Annotated in this window: 21 protein-coding genes; 5 read left to right on the top strand and 16 right to left on the bottom strand. The window is 72.8% G+C overall.

The window, feature by feature from the left end:
* Window positions 1–91: 91 nt before the first annotated feature.
* Complete coding sequence (locus tag ACFYNX_RS21740) at window positions 92–1,669, bottom strand: MDR family MFS transporter (protein ID WP_388663354.1); 1,578 nt, start codon at window positions 1,667–1,669, stop codon at window positions 92–94.
* A 102-nt stretch (window positions 1,670–1,771) separates the two neighbouring features.
* Here ACFYNX_RS21740 and ACFYNX_RS21735 point away from each other — a divergent pair, with 102 nt between their 5' ends.
* Window positions 1,772–2,329: a TetR/AcrR family transcriptional regulator gene (locus ACFYNX_RS21735; protein WP_125667471.1), complete on the top strand. Its 558-nt coding sequence runs from the start codon at window positions 1,772–1,774 to the stop codon at window positions 2,327–2,329.
* Between the two features lie 22 nt (window positions 2,330–2,351).
* On the opposite strand, the gene ACFYNX_RS21730 is transcribed toward ACFYNX_RS21735, so the two are convergent.
* Window positions 2,352–3,041 carry a M23 family metallopeptidase gene (locus ACFYNX_RS21730; RefSeq protein WP_125667470.1) on the bottom strand — a complete coding sequence of 230 codons (690 nt, stop codon included), beginning with the start codon at window positions 3,039–3,041 and terminating at the stop codon, window positions 2,352–2,354.
* A gap of 572 nt (window positions 3,042–3,613) precedes the next feature.
* On the opposite strand from ACFYNX_RS21730, the gene ACFYNX_RS21725 reads away from it, so the two are divergent.
* Complete coding sequence (locus tag ACFYNX_RS21725; RefSeq protein WP_388663352.1) at window positions 3,614–6,667, top strand: NACHT domain-containing protein; 3,054 nt, start codon at window positions 3,614–3,616, stop codon at window positions 6,665–6,667.
* A 149-nt stretch (window positions 6,668–6,816) separates the two neighbouring features.
* On the opposite strand, the gene ACFYNX_RS21720 is transcribed toward ACFYNX_RS21725, so the two are convergent.
* Complete coding sequence (locus ACFYNX_RS21720; RefSeq protein ID WP_053646569.1) at window positions 6,817–9,339, bottom strand: ATP-dependent Clp protease ATP-binding subunit; 2,523 nt, start codon at window positions 9,337–9,339, stop codon at window positions 6,817–6,819.
* Between the two features lie 508 nt (window positions 9,340–9,847).
* Between ACFYNX_RS21720 and ACFYNX_RS21715 the strand changes: the two genes are divergently transcribed.
* Window positions 9,848–10,438 carry an SCO3374 family protein gene (locus tag ACFYNX_RS21715; RefSeq protein WP_388663349.1) on the top strand — a complete coding sequence of 197 codons (591 nt, stop codon included), beginning with the start codon at window positions 9,848–9,850 and terminating at the stop codon, window positions 10,436–10,438.
* On the opposite strand, the gene ACFYNX_RS21710 is transcribed toward ACFYNX_RS21715, so the two are convergent.
* The 10 genes from ACFYNX_RS21710 to ACFYNX_RS21665 form a co-directional block, all read right to left on the bottom strand.
* Window positions 10,417–10,752, bottom strand: a complete 336-nt coding sequence (locus ACFYNX_RS21710) for an Lsr2 family protein (protein WP_365539072.1) — start codon at window positions 10,750–10,752, stop codon at window positions 10,417–10,419. The genes ACFYNX_RS21715 and ACFYNX_RS21710 overlap by 22 nt on opposite strands.
* 132 nt (window positions 10,753–10,884) lie before the next feature.
* Complete coding sequence (locus tag ACFYNX_RS21705; protein WP_388663347.1) at window positions 10,885–11,427, bottom strand: amino-acid N-acetyltransferase; 543 nt, start codon at window positions 11,425–11,427, stop codon at window positions 10,885–10,887.
* Window positions 11,428–11,436: 9 nt separating this feature from the next.
* A complete protein-coding gene (locus ACFYNX_RS21700) occupies window positions 11,437–11,868 on the bottom strand; it encodes a BlaI/MecI/CopY family transcriptional regulator (RefSeq protein ID WP_388663345.1) in 432 nt (143 codons plus the stop codon).
* Window positions 11,869–12,006: 138 nt separating this feature from the next.
* Entirely contained in the window at window positions 12,007–12,186 is a 180-nt protein-coding gene (locus tag ACFYNX_RS21695; RefSeq protein ID WP_125666003.1) for a hypothetical protein, read from the bottom strand.
* A 14-nt stretch (window positions 12,187–12,200) separates the two neighbouring features.
* Entirely contained in the window at window positions 12,201–12,773 is a 573-nt protein-coding gene (locus ACFYNX_RS21690; RefSeq protein WP_365539795.1) for a hypothetical protein, read from the bottom strand.
* A 204-nt stretch (window positions 12,774–12,977) separates the two neighbouring features.
* Entirely contained in the window at window positions 12,978–13,784 is an 807-nt protein-coding gene (locus ACFYNX_RS21685) for a type III pantothenate kinase (protein ID WP_356539043.1), read from the bottom strand.
* Window positions 13,784–14,806: a carboxylating nicotinate-nucleotide diphosphorylase gene (nadC, locus tag ACFYNX_RS21680; protein ID WP_365539081.1), complete on the bottom strand. Its 1,023-nt coding sequence runs from the start codon at window positions 14,804–14,806 to the stop codon at window positions 13,784–13,786. Before nadC ends, ACFYNX_RS21685 begins: the two co-directional genes overlap by 1 nt.
* A gap of 42 nt (window positions 14,807–14,848) precedes the next feature.
* Window positions 14,849–16,531 carry an L-aspartate oxidase gene (locus ACFYNX_RS21675; RefSeq protein WP_388663342.1) on the bottom strand — a complete coding sequence of 561 codons (1,683 nt, stop codon included), beginning with the start codon at window positions 16,529–16,531 and terminating at the stop codon, window positions 14,849–14,851.
* Window positions 16,528–17,781, bottom strand: coding sequence for a pantoate--beta-alanine ligase (panC, locus tag ACFYNX_RS21670; protein WP_388663340.1), 1,254 nt, complete (start codon window positions 17,779–17,781; stop codon window positions 16,528–16,530). Before panC ends, ACFYNX_RS21675 begins: the two co-directional genes overlap by 4 nt.
* Window positions 17,778–18,743, bottom strand: a complete 966-nt coding sequence (locus ACFYNX_RS21665; protein ID WP_388663338.1) for a Rossmann-like and DUF2520 domain-containing protein — start codon at window positions 18,741–18,743, stop codon at window positions 17,778–17,780. The genes panC and ACFYNX_RS21665 overlap by 4 nt, the downstream gene beginning before the upstream one ends.
* Window positions 18,744–18,868: 125 nt before the next feature.
* Here ACFYNX_RS21665 and ACFYNX_RS21660 point away from each other — a divergent pair, with 125 nt between their 5' ends.
* A complete protein-coding gene (locus tag ACFYNX_RS21660) occupies window positions 18,869–20,071 on the top strand; it encodes a threonine aldolase family protein (RefSeq protein ID WP_388663336.1) in 1,203 nt (400 codons plus the stop codon).
* A gap of 16 nt (window positions 20,072–20,087) precedes the next feature.
* Here ACFYNX_RS21660 and ACFYNX_RS21655 read toward each other — a convergent pair whose 3' ends face one another.
* Window positions 20,088–20,411 (bottom strand): hypothetical protein, encoded by a 324-nt coding sequence (locus tag ACFYNX_RS21655; RefSeq protein WP_388663334.1) that lies wholly within the window; start codon window positions 20,409–20,411, stop codon window positions 20,088–20,090.
* A 153-nt stretch (window positions 20,412–20,564) separates the two neighbouring features.
* On the opposite strand from ACFYNX_RS21655, the gene ACFYNX_RS21650 reads away from it, so the two are divergent.
* On the top strand, window positions 20,565–21,647 hold the full coding sequence (locus ACFYNX_RS21650) for a DUF5937 family protein (protein ID WP_388663439.1): 1,083 nt from the start codon (window positions 20,565–20,567) through the stop codon (window positions 21,645–21,647).
* A 40-nt stretch (window positions 21,648–21,687) separates the two neighbouring features.
* Here ACFYNX_RS21650 and ACFYNX_RS21645 read toward each other — a convergent pair whose 3' ends face one another.
* Both ACFYNX_RS21645 and ACFYNX_RS21640 read right to left on the bottom strand, forming a co-directional pair.
* Complete coding sequence (locus ACFYNX_RS21645; RefSeq protein WP_388663332.1) at window positions 21,688–22,365, bottom strand: response regulator; 678 nt, start codon at window positions 22,363–22,365, stop codon at window positions 21,688–21,690.
* 22 nt (window positions 22,366–22,387) lie between these two features.
* Window positions 22,388–23,593 carry a sensor histidine kinase gene (locus tag ACFYNX_RS21640; protein WP_388663330.1) on the bottom strand — a complete coding sequence of 402 codons (1,206 nt, stop codon included), beginning with the start codon at window positions 23,591–23,593 and terminating at the stop codon, window positions 22,388–22,390.
* Between the last annotated feature and the right edge of the window lie 2 nt (window positions 23,594–23,595).

Genomic DNA, 23,595 nt, shown 5'->3' with positions numbered 1-23,595 from the left:
CGGTGGGGCCAGGTACGACAGGGGGCCGCCGGTACGACAGGGGGCCGGGTCCCTTTTCCGGGACCCGGCCCCACCGGCGTACAGGGGTGTCTCAGACCTTCTCGGACACCTTCGCCGCGCCGCCGTCGGCGGGCTCCTTCGCGGTGTCCGGTCCGGCGCCACGGAGCGCCACCTCCTTGACGAAGAAGGCGAGGACGAAGGCGAGGACGGCGACCGCCGCGGCGAGCAGGAAGGCGCCGTGGGTGCCGGAGGCCACCGCGTGCTGGTAGGCCTCGCGGAGCTGCGCCGGGAGCTTGGCGAGGCTGGCCGCGTCGAGCTGGGCGGTCCGCGCCGTCAGCTCCGAGCCGCCCCGGGCGGCCATCTCGTCCTGGACGCGGCTGGTGAAGAGCGCGCCCATGATCGCGACGCCGAAGGAGGAGCCGAGCGTCCGGAAGAGGGTGGTGGAGGAGGAGGCGACGCCCATGTCCTTCATCTCCACGCTGTTCTGGGCGACCAGCATGGTGATCTGCATGAGGAAGCCCATGCCGGCGCCGAGGACGGCCATCCAGATCCCGGAGACCAGGCGCGAGGTGCCGGTGTCCATGGTGGAGAGCAGGAAGAGGCCGGCCGTCATGAGGGCCCCGCCCGCGATGGGGAAGGCCTTGTACTTTCCGGTGCTGGTGGTGACGCGGCCGGCGACCAGCGAGACGGCCATCATGGAGAGCAGCATCGGCAGGAGGAGCAGTCCGGAGTTGGTCGCGGAGGCGCCCTGGACGGACTGCTGGAAGAGCGGCAGGTAGAGGACCGCGCCGAACATCACGAAGCCGGCGACGAAGCCGATCAGGGACATCAGGGTGAAGTTGCGGCTGCGGAAGATGTGCAGCGGGACGATCGGGTCGCTCGCCCGGGTCTCCGCCCACAGGAAGGCGAGGAGCGCGGCGACGCCGCCGACCGCGAGGCCGACGATGGTGGCCGAGCCCCAGGCGTACTCGGTGCCGCCCCAGGTGGTGACCAGGACGATCGCGGTGATGCCGACGGTCAGGAGCGCGGCGCCGAGGAAGTCGATCCGGGTGTCCGTGCCGCGCGGCTTCTTCGGCAGGTGCAGGACGGTGGTGACCATGGCGAGGGCGACGGCACCGAGCGGCAGGTTGATGTAGAAGGACCAGCGCCAGCCCCAGTGGTCGGTGATGGTGCCGCCGACGAGGGGGCCGCCGATCATGGCGAGGGCCATCACGCCGGCCATCATGCCCTGGTACTTGCCGCGCTCGCGGGGCGGGATGAGGTCGCCGATGATCGCCATCACGCCGACCATGAGGCCGCCGGCGCCGAGGCCCTGGATCGCGCGGAAGCCGATGAGCTGGCCCATGTCCTGGGCCATGCCGCTGAGCGCCGAGCCGATCAGGAAGATCACGATCGAGGTGAGGAAGACGCCCTTGCGGCCGAACATGTCGCCGAACTTGCCCCAGAGGGGGGTGGAGGCGGCGGTGGCCAGGGTGTAGGCGGTGACGACCCAGGAGAGGTGCTCCAGGCCGCCGAGCTCGCCGACGATCGTCGGCATCGCGGTGCCGATGATCATGTTGTCCAGCATCGCGAGGAGCATCGCGATCATGAGGGCGAGCAGGACGACACGGACGCTGCGCGCCGGCGGGGCCTCTCCCTCTAGTGTTCGAACGGTCTGTCGCGTCGCCATGTCATTCCCTTACTTGCCGCCCGGCTAGTTACTACACTGGGTACGGTAGATCTGTAACTAGCCGGTCGTCAAGTAAGTTCTTTGGAAAGTGGAGGGCACCCCATGGCCCGAGGCAACACCCGTCAGCGCATCCAGGACGTGGCCCTCGAACTCTTCGCGGAGCAGGGCTACGAGAAGACCTCCCTGCGCGAGATCGCGGAACGCCTCGACGTCACCAAGGCGGCGCTCTACTACCACTTCAAGACCAAGGAAGACATCCTGATCGGGATCTTCCAGGACCTGACCAGGCCGATGGACGAGCTGATCGACTGGGCCGGGGAACAGCCCCGCACGATCGAGACCAAGCGGGAGATCGTGCGCCGCTACCAGGTGGCGCTGCTCGCGGCGGCGCCGCTCTTCCGCTTCATGCAGGAGAACCAGGCCGCCGTGCGCGAGCTGAGCGTCGGGCTCACCTTCAAGGAGCGCATGATGTCGCTGACCGGCCTGCTGTACGACGACGACTTCCCCGTCAAGGAGAAGGTCCGCTGCATCAGCGCGGTCTTCACGCTCCACGCGGGCACGTTCTTCATGCAGAACGTCGAGGGCGACCCCGAGGAGAAGCACGAAGCCGTCCTCGAGGTCGCCCTCGATCTCATCGACGAGGCCCACCGGGCCTCATAGACGTACTGCGGGGGTCGGCCGGTCAGATGCCGACGCCGTGGGCGCGCAGGAAGGCGGCCGGGTTGACGGCGGAGCCGTAGTTCGGGGTGGTGCGGATCTCGAAGTGCAGGTGGGGGCCGGAGGAGTTGCCGGTGTTGCCCGAGAGGGCGATCTTCTGGCCGGCGCCGACCTTCTGGCCGATCTTGACCTGGATCTTCGACAGGTGGGCGTACTGCGAGTACGTGCCGTTGCCGTGCTTGACCACGATGGCGTTGCCGTACGCGGGGCCGTCGCCGCCGCCGTACGGGCCGGCCTTCACGACGGTGCCGGCGGCGGCGGCCTTGACCGGGGTGCCGACCGGAACGGCGAAGTCCTGGCCGGAGTGCTTGTGGGCCCACATGGCGCCGCCCTGGTTGAAGCTGGCGCTCAGGGTGTAGGCGGCGACCGGCTTCACCCAGGCCGGGGCCTTCTTGGCGGTGACGGCCTTCTTGGTGGCGGTCGCCTTGACGGCGACGGTCTTCGCGGCGGCGGCCTTCACCTGGGCGGCGAGGTGCGCCTGGGTCTCGGCCTGGGCGGCGACGGCGGCGGACGCGGTCGCGGCGGTCGGGACGACGGCCTTGCCCTCGGCGGCGAAGGCGGACCCTGCTCCGGCCACCAGCGACGCCCCCAGGCCGGCAGTGGCGAGAGCGACGGCGGCGGCACGGGTGGCGGGGTTCATAACGCGCTTCGACATACGGGGGACAACCTCCGGGGAGTACGGGACCCGACGCGCTTTCGGTGCGGCGTCGGGCTTGCTCATCTTTGGTAACCCGGACCCCCATCCAGGCCAAAACACCCCATCTACGACATGGCGTCGTAGCGATCACGGGGAAAGTCCAGGTCTTGACGACCGGGAGCAGGGGCTTCGAAATCGGACATATCAGACCAAGGAAACCGGTTTAACCGCATGTCTCGGGAGCCCGGACCGCCCAGGAGGCCGGTCCGGGCCCGGCCGGGGACCCGATGGACCCTCCGGCCCGCCACTTCGCACCCATAAGTCCGAAATAAACGGCAATGTTCACCACTATTCCGGTTAGTACCCCTCGAAACCCCTGTGCGCCTTGTCACCCGGAGGCCGTTTCGGATGGGACCTGGGTCACTCGGAAAGGCATTCCGAATGCGGCCTGGGTCACGTGACGGGGGCCACGGGAAAGGGTCCCGGGCCTCTGAGAAGGCCCCGGAAAGCGGCCCGCGTCACACCTCCGGCCCCCGCCCCGACCCCTCCCCCACTACGCTGACCGCTCCGCGGAAACACAGGGGGTCACCATGGAACCGGCACTCATCGGCACGCGCCTCGCCTCGGCCGCGATCGGACCGCTCCTGAAGAAGCTCCTGGTGGCCGAGGGCCCCGGGGCGGGGCTCGTCCCCAAGGGCGCCGAGGTCCGGCTCTCCGGCCTCGTCTCCTTCCGGGGCGAGAAGCGCGCCCTCACCGAGAAGGACGTCCGCGGGCTGGCGGCCGCCCTGGTCGAGCGCTCCCGGCGGGGGGACGGGGAGCCGCCGTTCCCCGCCGACGAGACCGAGGCCGTCACCGACGCGCTGGCCGCGCACCTGCTGGCCCTCGGCGACCTCGACATGGACGACGTCCAGGCCGTCCGCCTCGGCCACCGCGACCTCGCCCGCCGGCTGCGGGCCGCCGCGCCGGCCCCCGACGGCCTCTCCACCGACTCGGTCCTCTACCTGGAGACCCTGACCGAGTGGGCCTGCCTCCACATCCTGGAGTTCTTCACCAAGCGCTCCACCTTCGTCGCCCGCAGCCTGGTGGAACAGACCCGCGCCCAGGCCGAGCTCCTCGCGAAGACGGACGAACTGATCCGCCGGACCCCCCGGGCGGACACGCGGGAAGCGGAGTTCGAGCGGCGCTACCTCGCCCACCTGGCGAAGAAGCACGGCCGGCTGACCATCCACGGGGTGGACCTCCGTGACGCGCCGGAGAAGTGGCCGCTGGACGTGGCGTACCTGTCGTTGCAGGGGGTGGGGGCGGCGGAACCGGACGGTCGCCCCGACCGGGAGGCGGACCACATCGCCGCGGCGGCCCCGGGCGACTCCCTCTCCCCCGCCACGATGGCGGCGCTGAGGACGATGTCGGCCGAGGCGCACCGCGCCCTCCTCGTCTCCGCCCGCCGTCTGCTCGGCTCCTCCGAGAACAGCCGCGCCGACCGGATCCTCGCCCGGCACGACAAGGTGCTCCTGCGCGGTACGGCCGGCTCCGGCAAGACGACCCTCGTCCAGTGGCTGGCGGTCTCCGCCTCGGGCGAGGAGGGCGCGGACGACATGGCGTACCTCCGCGGCCGGATCCCCTTCGTCCTCCCCCTCCGTGCCCTCACCCGCCACGGCGAGCGGCTCCCCGCCCCCGACCGCTTCCTCTCCGCCGTCGACTGTCCCCTCTCCCCGCCCGACGGCTGGGCCGACCGCGTCCTCGCCGCCGGACGCGGCCTGGTCCTCGTCGACGGCATCGACGAGATCCCCGAGGCCGAGCGCGACCGGGCGCGCCGCTGGCTCCGCGACCTCCTCGACTCCTATGACGGCAACCGCTGGCTCGTGACCTCCCGCCCCACCGCCGTACGCGACGACTGGCTCGCGTCGGACGGCTTCACCGAACTCACCCTCACCCCCATGTCCTCCTCCGAGGTCGCCACCTTCGTCCGCCGCTGGCACAGGGCCGCCGGACCCGGGGCCGCGCCGTACGAACAACCCCTCCTCGACGCCCTGCGCACGACGCCGGACGTCGCCCGGCTCGCCACCAACCCCCTGATGTGCGGTCTGATCTGCGCCCTGCACCACGGCAGGCGCGGCTTCCTGCCGCGCGGCCGCAAGGCGCTGTACGACGCGGCGCTCTCGATGCTGCTCTCGCGCCGGGACCGCGAGCGGGACATGGGGACGCCGTACGGCATCGACCTGGGTGACGCCCCCCAGATCCAACTGGTCCAGCGCCTCGCGTACTGGCTGACGCTCAACGGCCGCACGACGATGGACCGCTCGCGTGCGGAGTCGGTCGTACGGGAGGCGGTACCGGCGGTCACGGAGGCGGCGGGGTACGACGCCGGCGCGGTCTTCACCCACCTGCTCCACCGCAGCGGACTGCTGCGGGAGCCGACCGAGGACACGGTCGACTTCGTCCACCGCACCTTCCAGGACTACCTGGCCGCGAAGGCCCTCGTGGACCGCTGGGACATCGGCGTCCTCTCCCGGCACGCGGCGGACGACCAGTGGGAGGACGTCATCCGCATGGCCGTCGGGCACGCGCGCCCACGCGAGTGCGCGGAGATCTTCGAGGAGCTGCTGAAGGCGGCGGACGCGGCCCCGGACCGCTGCACACACCTCCGGGTGCTGGTGGTGGCGGCGACGGCGCTGAACCACGCGACGGAGGTGGCACCCGAGATCCGGGAACGGATCCTGGCGCGGGCGGCGGAGGCCGTCCCACCGCGCGGGGCGAACGAGGCGCGCGAGCTGGCGTCGGCGGGACGGGCGGTCCTGGACCTGCTGCCGGGTCCGGAGGGCCTGGACGACGAGTCGGCGCTGGCCGTGGTGATCACGGCGACCCACATCACCCATGACGCCGCGCTGCCCTACCTGGCCCGGTTCGCCGGGCATCCGTTCCTGCCGGTGCGCTCCCAGCTCATGTGGGGATGGACCCGGTTCCCGATGACCGCCTACACGGACGAGATCATCGCCCGGCTCGACACGGACTCCCTCGACTTCACCGTCGTGTCCGACGGACAGGCAGCGGAGATCCTGCGTCTCGGGTTGCGCCCCGAGGGCCTCGACCTGCGTGCGGGAATCACCCCCTACGGCATGTCCTTGCTGCGCGAGGCGATCGGCGGGGCACGGAGACTGCGGATCCCGGGGTCCTTCGCCCGGTTCCTGGATCCCCTCCCCTCGGAGAACGCGCTGGAGGTCCTCACACTGGACGGGTTTCCCGAAGGGGGAATCGACTTCCTCCGCCGTATGACCGGGCTCAGGATGCTGAAGGCCCACCACTCCGCCCCGTCGGGCGGGGAGGACTGGAACGTCCTGGCCGTCCTGGACGAGCTCTCGTCGCTCGTACTGCACGCGAAGGCCGTGGCCGCGTTCCCGCAGTCGTTGCGGCTGCCGCGGACGGAGAAGCTGTTGGTGCGATGCGACGACGACGGTGCCCCTCTGGACGTCATCGCCCGTACCTTCCCGTCCCTGGTCCACTTGACGCTCATGGGCAGCTTCGAAGGACGGGTCCACGACCTCGCTCCGCTGGCACCCCTGACCCGGCTCAGCTCCGTCACAGGCCTCGGTGACCGGTTCACCGGCACCGAGCACCTCGTACCCGGGGTCGAAATCCACACATGAGCTGACCACCCGCCCCCCGCCGAGCTGTCCGGCGCCGCCGCCCTCGGCGACCGGCTCACCGTCGAAGACGAGTGAGGAAAAGGGGCGGCCCCGGAACCGTTTCCGGTTCCGGGGCCGCCCCTTCTGCGCGCTACGGGCTCAGCGCGGCGTCACGCGTCCTTGGACAGGTTCGGCCCGGGGCCGCCCGCCGCCTCGACCGGCGGGGCGTCCGGCAGGGCCGACTTCTCCTCGCCGCGGAAGGTGAACTTGCGCTCCTCGCCCTCGCCCTCCGTGTCCACGACCACGATGTGACCGGGGCGCAGCTCGCCGAAGAGGATCTTCTCCGAGAGCGTGTCCTCGATCTCGCGCTGGATCGTCCGGCGCAGCGGCCGGGCGCCCATCACCGGGTCGTAACCCTTCTTGGCGAGCAGCTCCTTCGCGGACTGGGAGAGCTCGATGCCCATGTCCCGGTCCTTCAGGCGCTCGTCCACGCGGCCGACCATCAGGTCGACGATCTGGAGGATGTCGTCCTGGGTGAGCTGCGGGAAGACGATGATGTCGTCCACACGGTTGAGGAACTCCGGGCGGAAGTGCTGCTTCAGCTCGTCGCTGACCTTCGCCTTCATCCGCTCGTAGTTGGACTTCGTGTCGCCCTGGGCCGCGAAGCCCAGGTTGAAGCCCTTCGAGATGTCCCTGGTCCCGAGGTTGGTCGTCATGATGATGACCGTGTTCTTGAAGTCCACGACCCGGCCCTGGGAGTCGGTCAGGCGACCGTCCTCCAGGATCTGGAGAAGGGAATTGAAGATATCGGGGTGGGCCTTCTCGACCTCGTCGAAGAGGACGACGGAGAACGGCTTGCGGCGCACCTTCTCGGTGAGCTGGCCGCCCTCTTCGTAGCCGACGTATCCGGGCGGCGAACCGAAGAGGCGGGAAACCGTGTGCTTCTCGCTGAACTCCGACATGTCGAGGGAGATCATCGCGTCCTCGTCGCCGAAGAGGAATTCGGCGAGGGCCTTCGACAGCTCGGTCTTACCGACACCGGACGGACCGGCGAAGATGAACGAGCCACCGGGGCGCTTCGGGTCCTTCAGGCCGGCCCGCGTACGGCGGATCGCCCGCGAAAGACCGATGACGGCGTCCTTCTGGCCGATGACGCGCTTGTGGAGCTCGTCCTCCATGCGCAGCAGACGCGAGGACTCCTCCTCGGTCAGCTTGAAGACCGGAATGCCGGTGGCGGTCGCGAGGACCTCGGCGATCAGCTCGCCGTCGACCTCGGCGACGACGTCCATGTCGCCGGCCTTCCACTCCTTCTCGCGCTTGGCCTTCGCGGCGAGGAGCTGCTTCTCCTTGTCGCGCAGGGACGCGGCCTTCTCGAAGTCCTGCGAGTCGATCGCGGACTCCTTGTCGCGGCGGACGCCGGCGATCTTCTCGTCGAACTCGCGGAGGTCCGGCGGCGCGGTCATCCGGCGGATGCGCATCCGGGAACCGGCCTCGTCGATCAGGTCGATCGCCTTGTCCGGCAGGAAGCGGTCCGAGATGTACCGGTCGGCCAGGGTCGCGGCCTGGACGAGGGCCTCGTCGGTGATGGAGACCCGGTGGTGGGCCTCGTACCGGTCGCGCAGACCCTTGAGGATCTCGATGGTGTGCGGCAGCGACGGCTCGGCGACCTGGATGGGCTGGAAGCGGCGCTCCAGGGCCGCGTCCTTCTCCAGGTACTTCCGGTACTCGTCGAGCGTGGTGGCGCCGATGGTCTGGAGCTCACCGCGGGCCAGCATCGGCTTGAGGATGCTGGCGGCGTCGATCGCGCCCTCGGCGGCGCCCGCACCCACGAGGGTGTGGAGCTCGTCGATGAACAGGATGATGTCGCCGCGGGTGCGGATCTCCTTGAGGACCTTCTTCAGGCGCTCCTCGAAGTCACCGCGGTAGCGGGAGCCGGCGACCAGGGCGCCGAGGTCCAGGGTGTAGAGGTGCTTGTCCTTGAGGGTCTCGGGCACCTCGCCCTTGACGATCGCCTGGGCCAGGCCCTCGACGACGGCGGTCTTGCCGACGCCGGGCTCGCCGATGAGCACCGGGTTGTTCTTGGTGCGGCGGGACAGCACCTGCATGACCCGCTCGATCTCCTTCTCGCGCCCGATGACCGGGTCGAGCTTGGATTCGCGGGCCGCCTGGGTGAGGTTGCGGCCGAACTGGTCGAGGACCAGGGACGTCGAGGGGGTGCCCTCGGCAGGACCGCCGGCCGTGGCGGCTTCCTTGCCCTGGTAGCCGGAGAGCAACTGGATGACCTGCTGCCGGACCCGGTTGAGATCGGCGCCCAGCTTCACGAGGACCTGGGCGGCGACGCCCTCGCCCTCGCGGATCAGGCCGAGCAGGATGTGCTCGGTGCCGATGTAGTTGTGGCCGAGCTGGAGGGCCTCCCGGAGCGACAGCTCCAGGACCTTCTTGGCACGAGGGGTGAAGGGGATGTGCCCGGACGGGGCCTGCTGGCCCTGGCCGATGATCTCCTCCACCTGCTGGCGGACCGCCTCGAGCGAAATCCCGAGGCTCTCCAGGGCCTTAGCGGCGACACCCTCACCCTCGTGGATAAGGCCCAGAAGGATGTGCTCGGTGCCGATGTAGTTGTGGTTGAGCATCCGGGCTTCTTCCTGAGCCAGGACGACAACCCGCCGCGCGCGGTCGGTGAACCTCTCGAACATCGTTAATCGCTCCTCAGAGCGGTCAGTCAGTTAGGGGTCGATCCCCTCCCTGTCCTTCCGCAGCTTAGTCCCGCAAGCGGGGACCGCTCATTCCAACTGCCGACATCCGTCCGGATCACCCCCTTGTCCGTGGGGAGACCTGCTGCCGAACAGCCGACAAATGCTCCAACCCGATGGTGCGAGACGATGTTCCCGCAGGCCAAGTAGTTAGCCGCGCCTTCAGTACGCCGATGGCGAACGTGAGACGCCGAAGCCCGCGGGGGCACCCCTCTCCACTAGGAATGTCTTACCCGTGCGGACCGACACTCCATGCCGAGCACCCCGGTTCCCTCCGCTACCAGCGAACACCCTTGCGCGCTCGAATGCACTCGTACACCCCATCCCGGACACCTCGCGCGTCCGGCGGGGGACCGTGCGTCACCGCGGAGCGGTTCGGGAGCGGTTCGGTAAAGGGTCCGAAACGGCTTCCGGGGCGTAACCAAGTCGTCCTCGCGGGAGTTCCCCGGGCATGGCCCTCACCGTCCCGTCCCCCCGCGTGCCGCTCGACGACGACCCGGCGCGCTGGTACGAGGACCGGCTCGGCTGGGCGACGGTGGCGGGCCCGCCGGTGGCGCTGGTCACGGGGCTGCGCTTCGACGTCCTGGAGCTGCCCGCCGCGGCCGGCCGCGGCGTCCTGCGCCGGGTGGGCGCGGCGACCGGGCCGGTGGCCCTGGCCGGGTCCCGGATGCGGCTGCTCGTGGCCGCGGGGAGCGCGGAGGAGCTGCCGGGGCTGCTCGACTGGCTGGAGTGGGGCGGGATCGCCCTGGACCTCGCGGCCCTCGGCACCGGCGGCCGGATGACCGCGCCCCGTCCCCCGGGGCGGGACGGCCCCGGGGCGCCGGACGCCGCGGTGTGGCTGCGGGCCCCCGTGCCGGGCCGTGGGGTCGAGTCCTCGCTCCCGGCCGTGCGGGCCGCGCCGTGGGGCGGAGGGAGCGCCCCCTGCCTGGTGCGGCTCGTGGCCGCCGCCGCCGTCGAGTGCCACCGGGTGCGGCTGCTGAGTGCGCGGGCCCGCGGGCCGGCGGCTCAGCAGCTTTCGCCTCAGCGGTTCGCGTCCTCGTAGGCCGCCTTCACCGTGGCGGGCACGCGGCCGCGGTCGTTGACCTCGTAGCCGTTCTCCTTGGCCCACGCGCGGATCTTCGCGGTGTCGGGGCTGCCCGTCGCCACGGCGCGGCCCTTGCCGCGGCCGCCGGTGGTGCGGCCACCGGTGCGCCGACCGCTCTTGGTGTACGGCTCGAGCAGACCGCGGAGCTTTTCCGCGTTGGCGGTGGTGAGGTCGATCTCGTAGGTCTTGCCGTCCAGCGCGAACGTCACGGTCTCGTCCGCCTCGACGCCGTCGAGGTCGTCGACAAGAAGGACCTGAACCTTCTGTGCCACCGGATTTCCTTTCATCGAAAATGCAGTACGCGGAAAGGAAACCGCTTTTCCCGGGAAAACACAAACCCCTGGGAGAGGTTCAGAACCCCGACGGCGCGGGAAACATGCGCGTTTCGGACATAGGGTTCCGGGTCAGAGGTGCAGAAGCATCCGACTGTTGCCCAAGGTGTTCGGCTTCACTCGTTCGAGACCGAGGAACTCCGCGACTCCCTCGTCATAGGAACGCAGGAGCTCGCTGTAGACATCTCCGTCGACCGGGGTCTCGCCGATCTCGACGAAGCCGTGCTTCGTGAAGAAGTCGACTTCGAAGGTCAGGCAGAATACCCGCCGCACCCCGAGCCATCGGGCGGTGTGCAACAACTTGTCCAGCACCTGATGTCCGACGCCGGCTCCCCTGAACTCGGGATCGACGGCGAGAGTGCGCACTTCGGCGAGGTCTTCCCACATCACGTGGAGTGCGCCGCAGCCGACGACGGCGGCGTCCTCGTCGCGTTCCGCCACCCAGAACTCCTGGATGGACTCGTAAAGGGTGACGGTCGCCTTGTCGAGCAGGATGCCGCGCCGGACGAAAGGATCGACGAGTCGGCGGACCGCCGCGACGTCGGTGGTGCGGGCCCGGCGGACGGTGACGGCTTTGGCGGCCGGAGAGGCGGCCGGGGATGCGGACGACGACATGGGGGGACGCTATCGCTCCTCGGGCCCGGTTCCCCCGGCGCCCTCCTCGGGCGGGGCGGGCGGGGACGCGGGAAGCGGGGTGACCCGCTGGACGACGCGAATGGCGTCGTCGAGGGCTTCGCGCTGATCCGGCGACATCATGCCGAAGAAGGCGACGAGGGCGGCGGCGGGATTGTCGCTCCGGCTCCACGCCTCGTTCATCAGTGCGGCCGCGTAGGCGGCGCGGGTGGAGACCGCCGTATAGCGATAGGCGCGGCCTTCGACTTCCCTGCGGACCCAGCCCTTCTGATGGAGATTGTCCATGACGGTCATGACGGTGGTGTAGGCGATGGACCGTTCCTGCTGGAGGTCCTCCAGAACTTCCCGGACGGTCACCGGGCGGTTCCATTGCCACACGCGCGTCATGACGGCGTCTTCGAGCTCTCCCAAAGGACGGGGCACAGCGCCACCATAGTGCGCAAAGCGTCCATAAGCGTCGATTGACGGCGGAAAACCGAGGGGAACGGGGCGCGGCCGGGCAAAAAAGGACGCACGGCCCCGTGAGGCCGTACGTCCCGGACGGCGCGGGCCCCGGTGGGGTCAGGAGGCGGGGGAACCGTCCGCCTGGCGGGCGGCCTCGGCGCGGGCGAGCGCGGCGTCGACGATCGCGTCCTCCTTGGCCTTGTTCGGACCGCCCTGGCTCTTGACGATCGTGACGACGAGGCCGATGAAGAAGGCGGCCATCACGACGGGGGGCAGGAGCGCGGATACGTATTCCATGACGAACAGGGTAGCTATCCGGCGGCCCGCTCCTCGGGCGGGGGCGGCGGAACGGGCCGCCGGCGCGGCGGGAACACCTCGGAGGGCTTGGGCACCGGGCGCTCCGCCGGGACGGGCGGGGTCGGCTTGGGCTCGTCGGCCGCCGCGCGTCCGCCGGGCAGGGCCAGCAGCCGGGTCCGGGGGGCACGGTCCGCCGCGGGCGCGGTGGCCTGGACGACCCGGGCCAGGCGCGCGCGTACGGAGCGTTCGGCGAGGCCCTGGCAGCGGGCGAGCAGCTCGGCGGCGGCGGGGTTGCGGCGCAGCGCCCGCAGGGCGGCGAGGTCGTCGGCCCCGGGGTCGTACCCGGCGGCCAGCGCGTCCCGGAGGAGCTCCAGGTAGCCGCTGAGGGAGCCCGGCAGGGCCTCGCGGTAGCGGGCCAGGTCCGCGAGGAGGAAGGCGCGCAGCCGACCGGCCTCGCGTACCGCCTCGTCCACGGATTCGGCCAGGCGCAGGCAGTCCTGGACGTCCTCGTCCTGAAGGGGGGCGGGGTGAAGGGCGCTGGCAAGGGCGCGGCGGAGCACACGCAGCTCGTCCGCGCCGAACACCATGCCGCCACGGGATCCGTATGGCGTGGGCATGGGCCGACGGTACGCGCTAATCGGACAATTTTCGCTTACCGATCATTATGGCGCGCCGCGGGGCAGCCGTTCGGCGGTGCGGGGCCCGGTGCGCGGGGCCGGTGCCCGCGCACCGGGGTCGTCCCGTGCGGGGCCCTCCGGCCGTGCGGCCGCCCCGGGAGGCGGCCGCGCGGGCTACATGCGCGACACGTTCCGCTCGTACACCAGGCGCAGGCCGATCAGGGTCAGCCAGGGCTCGTGCTCGTCGATCTCCGTGGACTCGCCGAGGACCATCGGGGCCAGGCCGCCCGTCGCGATCACCGTCACGTCGTCGGGGTCGCCCTTCGGGCCGACCAGCTCGCGCTTCATCCGGGCCACCACGCCGTCGACCTGGCCCGCGTAGCCGTAGATGATGCCCGACTGCATCGCCTCGACCGTGTTCTTGCCGATCACGTTCCGCGGGCGGGCCAGCTCGATCTTGCGGAGCATCGCCCCGCGCACGCCGAGCGCCTCCACCGAGATCTCGATGCCCGGCGCGATCGCCCCGCCCGCGTACTCCCCGCGCGCGGTGACCGCGTCGTACGTCGTCGCCGTGCCGAAGTCGACGACGATCGCCGGGCCGCCGTACAGCTCGACCGCCGCGACCGCGTTGATGACGCGGTCCGCGCCGACCTCCTTCGGGTTGTCGGTGATGATCGGGACGCCCGTCTTGACGCCCGGCTCCACCAGGACCGCCGGGACGTCCCCGTAGTACCGGCGGGTGACCTCGCGCAGCTCGTGCAGGACCGAGGGGACCGTCGCGCAGATCGCGATCCCCTCGATGCCGTCGCTCAGCTCGACGCCGAGCAGCGGGTGCATGCCCATGAGGCCCTGGAGCAGGACCGCCATCTCGTCGGCGGTCCGGCGCGGATCCGTGGAGATCCGCCAGTGCTCGACGATCTCGTCCCCGTCGAAGAGGCCGAGGACCGTGTGCGTGTTGCCGACGTCGATGGTGAGCAGCATCAGACCCGCACCTCGCGCAGGTCGAGGCCGATGTCGAGGATCGGGGAGGAGTGGGTGAGGCCGCCGACCGCCAGGTAGTCGACGCCGGTCGCCGCGTACGCCGCCGCGTTCTCCAGGGTGAGGCGGCCCGAGGACTCCAGGACGGCACGGCCCGCGACGAGCGCCACGGCCTCCTCGGTCTCGCCCGGGGTGAAGTTGTCGAGCAGGATCAGGTCGGCGCCCGCGTCCAGGACCTCGCGGACCTGGTGCAGCGTGTCGACCTCGACCTCGATCGGCACGTCGGGGAACAGCTCGCGCACGGCCTTGAAGGCCTCGGCGACGCCTCCGGCCGCCACCACGTGGTTGTCCTTCACCAGGGCCGCGTCGGACAGCGACATGCGGTGGTTGACGCCGCCGCCGCAGCGGACCGCGTACTTCTCCAGGGCGCGCAGGCCCGGCGTCGTCTTGCGGGTGTCGCGGACCTTCGCCTTCGTGCCCTCCAGGGCGTCCGCCCACGCGCGCGTGGCGGTGGCGATGCCGGAGAGGCGGCACAGGATGTTGAGCGCGCTGCGCTCGCCGGTGAGCAGGTCGCGGGTGCGGGCGGTGACGCTCAGGAGCTTCTGCCCGGCCTCGACGCGCTCGCCGTCCTCGACGTGCCGCTCGACCTCGAACGCGTCGGTGCAGACGATCGACAGGACCGCCTCCGCGACCCGCAGGCCGGCCACCACGCCGGCCTCGCGGGCGGTGAAGTCGGCGGTGGCCACGGCGTCCTCGGGGACGGTCGCGACGGTCGTCACGTCGACCCCGCCGTCGAGGTCCTCCGCGATCGCCAGGTGCGCGACATCTTCCACCTGCACCGGGTCGAGGCCGGCGTCGGCGAGCAGCTCGGCGAGCGCCGGGTCGAGCCCGCACTCGAACTCCTCGCCGCCGCAGCCGCAGCCGTCGCCGCAGCCGCCGGCCTCCTCGGCGTCCGCGCCGGGGGCGCTGATCTGGATGAGGGGGACGTCCACGGGCTCGGGACGGGCTTCCTCGGGCGTGCTCACTTGCTGCTCCCTGGGGGCGTCGACGGTGGGGGGAAGGAAGGGTCAGGCGGTGACGGTGGCGGGGAAGTCGTACGTGTCGGTCGTGCGGACGTCGAGCGTCCGCCCCGGCGTCAGGCGTACGACGAGGTGCCGGCGCCAGTGCGCGTCGTCGCGGTCCGGGCGGTCCTCGCGCCAGTGGCAGCCGCGGGTCTCCTCGCGGCGGCGGGCGGCGGCGACCAGGACCCGGGCGACGCACAGCAGGTTGGTGGTCTCCCAGGAGTCCACGCCCGGCTCGGCGGCCTTGCTGTCGTCGGTGCCGCCCGCCACGGCCTCCTCGTGCAGCGCGTCGAGGGCGTCGGCGGCCTCCCGGAGGCTGGCCTCCGAGCGCAGCACCCCGGCGCCGTTCGTCATGGTCCGCTGGATGCGGGTCCGGGCGTCCGTCGCGGGCAGTGGCAGGACCGAAGGGGCCGGGTGCGGCACCGGGGCGCCCGCCGCGCGCGGGGCGGCCGCCACGACGTCCTCGACGATCCGCTCGGCGAAGACCAGGCCCTCCAGGAGCGAGTTCGAGGCGAGCCGGTTGGCGCCGTGGACGCCCGTGCAGGCCACCTCCCCGCACGCGTACAGGCCGGGGACGGTGGTCCGGCCCCGCAGGTCGGTGCGGACGCCGCCGGAGGCGTAGTGGGCGGCCGGGGCCACCGGGATCGGCTCGGTGACCGGGTCGATGCCGTGGGCGCGGCAGGCGGCCAGGATCGTCGGGAAGCGCCGCTCCCACATCTCCGCCCCGAAGTGCCGGGCGTCGAGGTACATGTGCTCGGCGCCGTGCTCCTGCATCCGGCGCGTGATCGCCTTGGCGACGACGTCCCGGGGGGCCAGCTCGGCCAGCTCGTGCTGCCCCAGCATGAAGCGGACCCCGTCCGCGTCGACCAGGTGCGCGCCCTCGCCCCGTACCGCCTCGGAGACCAGCGGCTGCTGGCCCTCGGCGCCCGCGCCCAGGAAGAGCACCGTCGGGTGGAACTGGACGAACTCCAGGTCCGAGACCTCGGCCCCGGCGCGCAGCGCGAGGGCCACGCCGTCGCCGGTCGAGACCGGCGGGTTGGTGGTGGCCGAGAAGACCTGGCCCATGCCGCCGGTGGCGAGGACCACCGCGGGCGCGTGGACCGCGCCGACGCCGTCGTGCCGGCCCTCGCCCATGACGTGCAGGGTCACGCCGGCCGTGCGTCCCCCGGCGTCCGTGAGGAGGTCCAGGACGAGGGCGTGCTCGACGGTGCGCACGCCCCGGTCGCGTATCGCCTCGACCAGGGCGCGGGAGATCTCGGCGCCGGTCGCGTCGCCGCCCGCGTGGGCGATCCGGCGCCGGTGGTGGCCGCCCTCGCGGGTCAGCGCGATCTCGCCCTCGGAGGTCTTGTCGAAGTCGGCGCCGGTCTCGATGAGGCGGCGGACGGCGTCGGGGCCCTCGGTGACCAGGGTCCGCACGGCCCGCTCGTCGCACAGCCCGGCGCCCGCGACGAGGGTGTCGTCGAGGTGCTGCTCGGGGGTGTCGCCCTCGCCGAGCGCGGCGGCGATGCCGCCCTGCGCCCAGCGGGTGGAGCCGTCGTCGAGCCGGGCCTTGGTGACCACGACCGTACGGAGCCCGGCGGCGGTGCAGCGCAGGGCGGCGGTGAGTCCGGCGACACCGGAGCCGACCACGACGACGTCGGCGTCGATGGCCCAGCCCGGTTCGGGGGCGTGCAGCCGTATTCCGGTCACGTGGCGGCTCCGAGGTCCAGGGGGATGTTGTCGATGAGCCGCGTGCTCCCCACGCGCGCGGCGACGGCGAGGACCGCCTCCCCCTGGTGGTCGTCGGGGACCTCGGTGAAGTCCGCCGGGTCCACGAGGGCCAGGTAGTCCAGGGTGAGCGGCGGCTCCGCCTCGGCCGCCTCGTCCAGGACGGCGCGGGCGGCGGCCCGTACGGCTCCGGCGCCGGCGCACTCGGCGGCCTGCGCGACCGCGTGGGCGTCGGCGGCGGCCCGGGCCTCCCCGAGCCTGGAGAGCGCCTCGGCCCGGTTCTCGGCCCGGTCCCGGACGCCCGGCAGGGCGGCGGCACGCGCGCGCAGCGCCTCCTGGGCGGCGAGCCGCTCCCGGCCGGCGAACAGCGCGCGGGACAGCGCGAGGGCGGTGCGGCGCTCCCCGGCCGAGAGGTAGCGGTTGCGGCTGGAGAGGGCCAGGCCGTCGTCCTCGCGGACGGTCTCCACGCCGACGATCTCGACCGGGAAGTTCAGGTCGCGGACCATGCGCCGGATCAGGGCGAGCTGCTGGGCGTCCTTCTGGCCGAAGAAGGCCAGGTCGGGGGAGGTGAGGTGGAGCAGCTTGGCGACGACGGTCAGCATGCCGTCGAAGTGGCCGGGCCGGGAGGCGCCTTCGAGCCGCTCCCCCATGGGGCCCGCGGTGATCCGCACCTGCGGCTCGCCGCCCGGGTAGACCTCGTCCGCGGAGGGCGCGAAGACGACGCTCGCGCCCGCGTCGAAGGCCAGCTCCAGGTCGGCGTCCAGGGTGCGGGGGTAGCGGTCGAGGTCCTCGCCCGCGCCGAACTGGAGCGGGTTGACGAAGACGGTGACGGCGACGAAGCCCTCCTCCCCCACGCGCGCGCGTGCGGCGCGGATCAGGGTGGCGTGGCCCTCGTGGAGGGCGCCCATGGTCATGACCACGGCGTTGCTCCCGGGCAGGCCGTGCCGGGCGACGGCGTCCCGGAGGTCCCCGGCCGTGGGAACCAGCCCGGCGGGCCGGTGACGACCGGGCCGGCCGGGGGCGGTGCGGTTGGGGGTGGTGTGGCCGGGGGCGGAAGCCGAGCCGGAGGCCGAGGCCCGGTCGGGGGTCGAGGCCCGATCGGAGGCCGAGTGGGAGGCGGAAGCCGGGCCGGGGGTGGAAGCCGAGACCGGGTCGGAAGCCGAAGCCCGGCCGGAAGCCGGTTCCCGGTCCGGGTTCGGGTCGGGGGCCCGGTCGTGGGCGAGCGGGCTCATCTGTCGTCTCCTTGCGGCCCGTCGGGGGATCCGGTGGTGCCGGTCGTGCCCGCCGGGGTCTCGGCGAGCACCCCCAGCAGGTCTTCGGCCAGCTCGGGCTTGAGCAGGCCGTGGGCGAGCGCCCGGTCGGCGGTCGTACGGGCCATCGCCAGGTAGCCGGTGACGGTGCCGGGCGCGTGCTTGCGCAGTTCGGCGACGTGGGCGGCGACCGTGCCGGCGTCACCGCGCGCGACGGGGCCGGTCAGGGCCGCGTCACCGGACCGCAGGGCGTTGTCCAGGGCGGCGCCCAGGAGGGGGCCGAGCATCCGGTCGGGGGCGGCGACCCCGGCCTTGTGGAGCAGCTCCATCGACTGGGCCACCAGGGTGACCAGGTGGTTCGCGCCGAGGGCGAGGGCCGCGTGGTAGAGCGGGCGGGCCTCCTCGGCGATCCACTCGGGCTCCCCGCCCATCTCGATGACCAGGGCCTCGGCGGCGAGCCGCAGCTCCTCGGGCGCGGTCACCCCGAAGGAGCACCCGGCGAGCCGCTGCACGTCCACGGCGGTGCCGGTGAAGGTCATGGCGGGGTGCAGGGCGAGCGGCAGGGCTCCGGCCCGGCGGGCGGGATCGAGGACCCGCGCCCCGTACCGCCCGGAGGTGTGGACGAGCAACTGGCCCGGCCGTACGGCCCCGGTGTCCGCGAGGCCCTCGACCAGACCGGGCAGGGCGTCGTCGGGGACGGTGAGCAGGACCAGGTCGGCGAGGGCGAGGACGCGCGCGGGCTCCACGACCGGCACGTCCGGCAGGAGTGCGGCGGCGCGGCGCCGCGAGGCGTCGGAGACCGCCGAGACGGCGACGGGGCGGTGTCCCGCGAGCCGGAGGGAGGCGGCGAGGGCGGGGCCCACCCGGCCCGCGCCGACGACTCCGACGGTGAGCCGGGCGGGTCGGTCCTCGGCTCGGGGCTCTGGCGCTGGTGCTGCGTTCACGGTGGGGACGGCCTTCCGTTCCAGTCCTCGGCGGGTACCGGACGATTTCTGGTCATGCTACGCCAGGGACACGTGCCCTTCCGTGGCTGTCCACAGGCTGTGGGCGGCGGTGTGATGATCGCCCCATGGAAACTGCGGAACCTGTGGAAACCGGTGGCCCCGTGGACCCCGGCGACGAGGAGGCCGCCCGGCTGCACCGGGCGAAGGTGTGGGGCGGGGCCGCCCGGAAGCTGTGGCACGCCCCCGTGGACGGCACGGTCGGGGAGCACCTGCGCGAGCTGGCCGGATGGGCGGAGGCCGCCGGACACGGCGGGGCGGCGCCCGACGCGTACGGCGACGGTGTGGTCGAGGCCCTGGAGCGGCGGGTCGCCGAGGAGCTGGGCATGCCCGCCGCCGTCTTCTTCCCGACCGGCACCATGGCCCAGCAGGTGGCGCTGCGCTGCTGGGCCGGGCGCACCGGCAGCCCCGTCGTCGCCCTCCACCCGCTCGCCCATCCGGAGGTCCACGAGGGCGGGGCGCTCGGGGCCGTGTCCGGGCTCCGCACCGTCCACCCGACCGACGCGCCCCGGCTGCCGACGGCCGAGGAGGTGCGGGACCACCCGGAGCCGTTCGGGACGCTGATGCTGGAGCTGCCGCTGCGGGACGCCGGCTTCGTGCTGCCCACCTGGGAGGAGCTGACGGAGGTGGTGGAGGCGGCCCGGGAGCGGGACGCGGTCGTCCACTTCGACGGGGCGCGCCTGTGGGAGTGCCCGTCCCGCTTCGGCCGGGGGCTCGCGGAGATCGCGGGGCTCGCCGACAGCGTGTACGTGTCGTTCTACAAGTCCCTCGGCGGCCAGTCGGGGGCCGCGCTCGCCGGGCCCGAGGACGTCATGGAGGAGGCCCGGGTCTGGCGGCACCGGTACGGGGGCCAGGTCTTCCAGCAGTACCCGGCGGCGCTCTCCGCGCTGCGGGGCCTGGACGTCGAGCTGCCCCGGCTGCCCGCGTACGTGTCCCACGCGCGCGTGGTGGCCGGTGCGCTCCGTGAGGCGTTCGCGGAGGCGGGCACGGGCTGGTTCCGGGTCCACCCCGAGGTCCCGCACACCCACCAGTTCCAGGTCTGGCTGCCGTACTCCCCGGAGGTCCTGACGGCCGCGGCCCTCGCCCAGACCGAGGCCACCGGCACCGTCCTCTTCCGCCGCTGGTCCGCCCCGGGCGCGGGCGGCCCGCCGGGGACCGCCCGGACCGAGCTGACGGTGGCGGGGCCGGGCCTGGAGTGGACGGCGCGGGACGTACGGGAGGCGGTGCGGGACTTCCTGTCGCGACTGCCGGGGGCCGGTTCCGGGGGCTGACGGGCACCCCGGTGCCTCAGTCGGCCGGGTGGCACCCCGCCACCGGGGCCGTACGGCAAGGACCCGTGGGGGAAGGACCCGTACGGGACGGAGCCGTACGAGACCGAGCCGTACGAGACCGAGCCGTCCGGAACAGGCCCGTGCCGAACGCGCCCGCGCGGCGCAGCGCCCTGCGGAGGCCGCCCCGGGCCGGGCGGCCCGCGAGGACCCGTTCGAAGCGGCGCCGGTCGCGGAGCGCCCGCAGGACGGCGAGGTCGTGGGTGCCGGGCTCCGGGGGCGGCGGCTCGCCGACCCGGGCGGCGCGGTAGGCGTCGAAGAGGTACTGGTGCATCGCGTTCATGTCCCCACCGTGCGCCGCTCCCCGGCGCCCCGGCCCGCCGATTGACGAGCCCCGTCAAACGGCGGGCGGGCCCGCCCGCGGGCGTCGGTTGACGGCTCCCGTCAATCGGCGCGACACCGCCCCCGGTCCGTCCCGCACCATGGCACGGTGAGCGTGACCATCGACATCACCGGACTGCCGCACGAGCGGATCTCCTTCTGCCCCTCGCCCCTGGCCGAGCTGGGCGCCGCCCTGCACGCCCTGGCGGAGCCCGCGCACCACGCCCGGCTCCACGCCTGGACCACCGCCACGGCCGCCGCCCTGAAGCCGGAGCTCGCGGACCGCCTCCACGAGGCCGACTTCATGTGGCGCTCCACCCGGTCCGACGTCCTGCTGCCCGCCCGCCCCCGCGAGACCCTCGCCGAGGAGCTGGACGACCTCGACCGGATGGACGACGAGAAGTACGTGGGCGCGGCCCTGGAGATCTCCTGCGCCAGCCACTACACGCACGGCGCCCCCTCGCCGCTCGTCGACGACCGGATGCGCCGCCGCGCCCTCGACCTGGCCGCCGCGCGCGGCCCGCGCCAGGCCGCCTTCGTGGAGCGGATGCTCGTGGACCCGCCCGGCACGCGCGCGTGGGTCCGGCGGCTCCTGGAGGACTGCGACGAGGCCTTCTTCGCCGACACCTGGCGCCGCGTCCGGATCCAGCTCGCCGCCGACGCCCGCCACAAGACCGAGCTGATGCGCCGCAAGGGCCTGGCCGAGGCCGTCGCCGACGCCTCCTCCTCGATGACCCTGGAGGAGGACGAGCGGGGCTCCCGGATCGTCGTCGACAAGCTGGTGCAGGGCCGCACCGCCGCCGGGGGCACGGGCGTGACGTTTCTGCCGACCGCCTTCGGCTGGCCGCACCTCTTCGCGCTGCACGCGCCCGGCTGGCAGCCGGTGATCCAGTACCCCGTGCCCGCCCGGGACCTCGGCGGCGGAGCTCCCGTGGAGGCGGTCAAGCTGCGCCTGGAGGCCATCGCCCACCCGATGCGGATGCGGCTCTGCCGCAGCCTCGCCCGGGGCGCGTACACGACGAGCGAGCTGGCCGACGCGTACGGCATCACCCCGCCCGAGGTCTCCCGCCACCTCGCGGTCATGAAGAAGGCCGGTCTGGTCACCACCCAGCGGCGCGGCCGGTACGTCCTGCACCAGCTCGACGTGGCCGTCACCGCCCGGCTCGGCAGCGACTTCCTGGAGTCGGTCCTGCGCTAGGAGGCACGGCTCCGGGAGGCACGGCTCCGGAGACACGGCGTTACGCCGCCCCGCCGCCGCCCGCCCTGACCAGCCCCGACTCGTACGCCAGGACCACCACCTGGACCCGGTCGCGCAGGCCCAGCTTGGTCAGGATGCGGCCCACGTGCGTCTTCACCGTCGCCTCGGAGAGGACGAGGCGGGCGGCGATCTCGCCGTTCGACAGGCCCTGCGCGACCAGCAGCATCACCTCCCGCTCCCGGTCGGTCAGGCGCCCCAGCTCCTTGTGCTCGGGCTCCCGGCCCGTGGAGGGCAGCATCGGCGAGAAGCGGTCGAGGAGGCGGCGGGTGGTCGAGGGCGCCACCACGGCGTCCCCGCTGTGCACCGAGCGGATCGCGCCGAGCAGCTCCGCCGGCGGCACGTCCTTCAGCATGAAGCCGCTCGCCCCCGCCTTCAGGCCGGAGAACGCGTACTCGTCGAGGTCGAAGGTGGTCAGGATCAGCACCTTCGGCGGGTCGGTCTGCGCGCGGATCCGCCGGGTCGCCTCCACCCCGTCCAGGCGCGGCATGCGCACGTCCATCAGGACGACGTCGACCGCCGTGGAGCGCAGCACCTCCAGGGCCTCGGCGCCGTCGCCCGCCTCCGCCACGACCTCCATGTCGGGCTGGGCGGCCAGCACCATGCGGAAACCGGTGCGCAGCAGCACCTGGTCGTCGACGAGCATCACGCGAATGGCCATGGGGCTTGTTCCTTAGGGGTCGTCAGTGGGCGGGCTTGAGGGGGAGCAGGGCGCTGATCCGGAAGCCTCCGCCCGGACGCGGGCCCGCGTCCAGGGTGCCGCCGACCATGCCGACCCGCTCCCGCATGCCGATCAGGCCGTGGCCCCGCCCGTCGGCGCCCCCGTCCTCGTACATCTCCTGCGGCGCCCCCCGGCCGTCGTCCTCGACGAGGAGCCCGAGGCCGTCGTCGAAGTAGACCAGGCGGACGCTGGCGCCCGCGTCGGGGCCGCCGTGCTTGCGGGTGTTGGTGAGGGCCTCCTGCACGATCCGGTACGCGGTGAGCTCGACGCCGCTGGGCAGCGGGCGGGGGCTCCCCTCGATCGCGAAGTCGACGGTGAGTCCGGCGTTCCTGACCTGCTCGACGAGGTCCTCGATCTGGCCCACGTCGGGCTGCGGCACGTACTCCCCGGCCTCCTGGTGCTCCCCGGTGCGCAGGATGCCCAGGAGCCTGCGCATCTCGGCGAGGGCCTGCCGGCCGGTGCCGGAGATGGTCTCCAGGGCCTGCTTCGCGGTCTCCGGCGAGGAGTCCATGACGTAGGCGGCGCCGTCGGCCTGGACCACCATCACCGACACGTTGTGCGCGACGACGTCGTGCAGCTCGCGGGCGATCCTGGCCCGCTCGGCGGCGACCGCGACCTTGGCCTGGGCCTCGCGCTCCCGCTCCAGGCGGGAGGCCCGCTCCTCCAACTGCGCGAAGTAGGCGCGGCGGGTGCGCAGGGAGTCGCCGAGGACCCAGGCGAGGGCGAACGGCACGGTCATGATGACCGTGAAGAAGACCCGGGCGGGGCCGGAGGTGGAGGGGTCGTCCAGCGGCCATCTGAGCTGGGAGAGCGTGGCGGCGCCCAGTCCGCCGGCGAGGGCGAGCCGGGACGCCCAGCGCGGTCCGTCGTGCACCGCGACCGTGTAGACGATCACGAACATGGCGAAGTCGGCCAGGAACGGCTCCAGGCCGAGGGCGAGCTGGGTCAGGCCGAGGGCCACGGTGAGCAGCAGCATCTTCTCGGGGACCCGCCGGCGCAGGGCCACGACCAGGGAAAAAAGGGCGGCGACGACGCCGTACGCGACGGGGTGACGGACCGTCGGGTAGGTCGACCCCACCCACAGCAGGGAGAACCCGAGGAGGACGACGGCCCAGAAGGTGTCGACGCCCGTCGGGTGTCTGCGGAGGAAGTCGTAGAGGCGCTGCACGT

The organism is Streptomyces sp. NPDC007872 (assembly GCF_042868165.1).
Taxonomy (GTDB): Bacteria; Actinomycetota; Actinomycetes; order Streptomycetales; family Streptomycetaceae; genus Streptomyces.
This window is presented reverse-complemented; position numbering and strand designations above follow the sequence as displayed.

Excerpts from the sequence above, each read along its gene's own strand:
- ACFYNX_RS21725 (WP_388663352.1), top strand. The coding sequence starts at position 3,614 with ATGGAACCGGCACTCATCGGCACGCGCCTCGCCTCGGCCGCGATCGGA.
- ACFYNX_RS21695 (WP_125666003.1), bottom strand. The coding sequence starts at position 12,186 with ATGGAATACGTATCCGCGCTCCTGCCCCCCGTCGTGATGGCCGCCTTC.
- ACFYNX_RS21730 (WP_125667470.1), bottom strand. The coding sequence starts at position 3,041 with ATGTCGAAGCGCGTTATGAACCCCGCCACCCGTGCCGCCGCCGTCGCT.
- ACFYNX_RS21660 (WP_388663336.1), top strand. The coding sequence starts at position 18,869 with ATGGAAACTGCGGAACCTGTGGAAACCGGTGGCCCCGTGGACCCCGGC.
- ACFYNX_RS21690 (WP_365539795.1), bottom strand. The coding sequence starts at position 12,773 with ATGGTGTTCGGCGCGGACGAGCTGCGTGTGCTCCGCCGCGCCCTTGCC.
- panC (WP_388663340.1), bottom strand. The coding sequence starts at position 17,781 with ATGAGCCCGCTCGCCCACGACCGGGCCCCCGACCCGAACCCGGACCGG.
- ACFYNX_RS21720 (WP_053646569.1), bottom strand. The coding sequence starts at position 9,339 with ATGTTCGAGAGGTTCACCGACCGCGCGCGGCGGGTTGTCGTCCTGGCT.
- ACFYNX_RS21735 (WP_125667471.1), top strand. The coding sequence starts at position 1,772 with ATGGCCCGAGGCAACACCCGTCAGCGCATCCAGGACGTGGCCCTCGAA.
- ACFYNX_RS21740 (WP_388663354.1), bottom strand. The coding sequence starts at position 1,669 with ATGGCGACGCGACAGACCGTTCGAACACTAGAGGGAGAGGCCCCGCCG.
- ACFYNX_RS21655 (WP_388663334.1), bottom strand. The coding sequence starts at position 20,411 with ATGAACGCGATGCACCAGTACCTCTTCGACGCCTACCGCGCCGCCCGG.
- ACFYNX_RS21645 (WP_388663332.1), bottom strand. The coding sequence starts at position 22,365 with ATGGCCATTCGCGTGATGCTCGTCGACGACCAGGTGCTGCTGCGCACC.
- ACFYNX_RS21685 (WP_356539043.1), bottom strand. The coding sequence starts at position 13,784 with ATGCTGCTCACCATCGACGTCGGCAACACGCACACGGTCCTCGGCCTC.
- ACFYNX_RS21715 (WP_388663349.1), top strand. The coding sequence starts at position 9,848 with ATGGCCCTCACCGTCCCGTCCCCCCGCGTGCCGCTCGACGACGACCCG.
- ACFYNX_RS21705 (WP_388663347.1), bottom strand. The coding sequence starts at position 11,427 with ATGTCGTCGTCCGCATCCCCGGCCGCCTCTCCGGCCGCCAAAGCCGTC.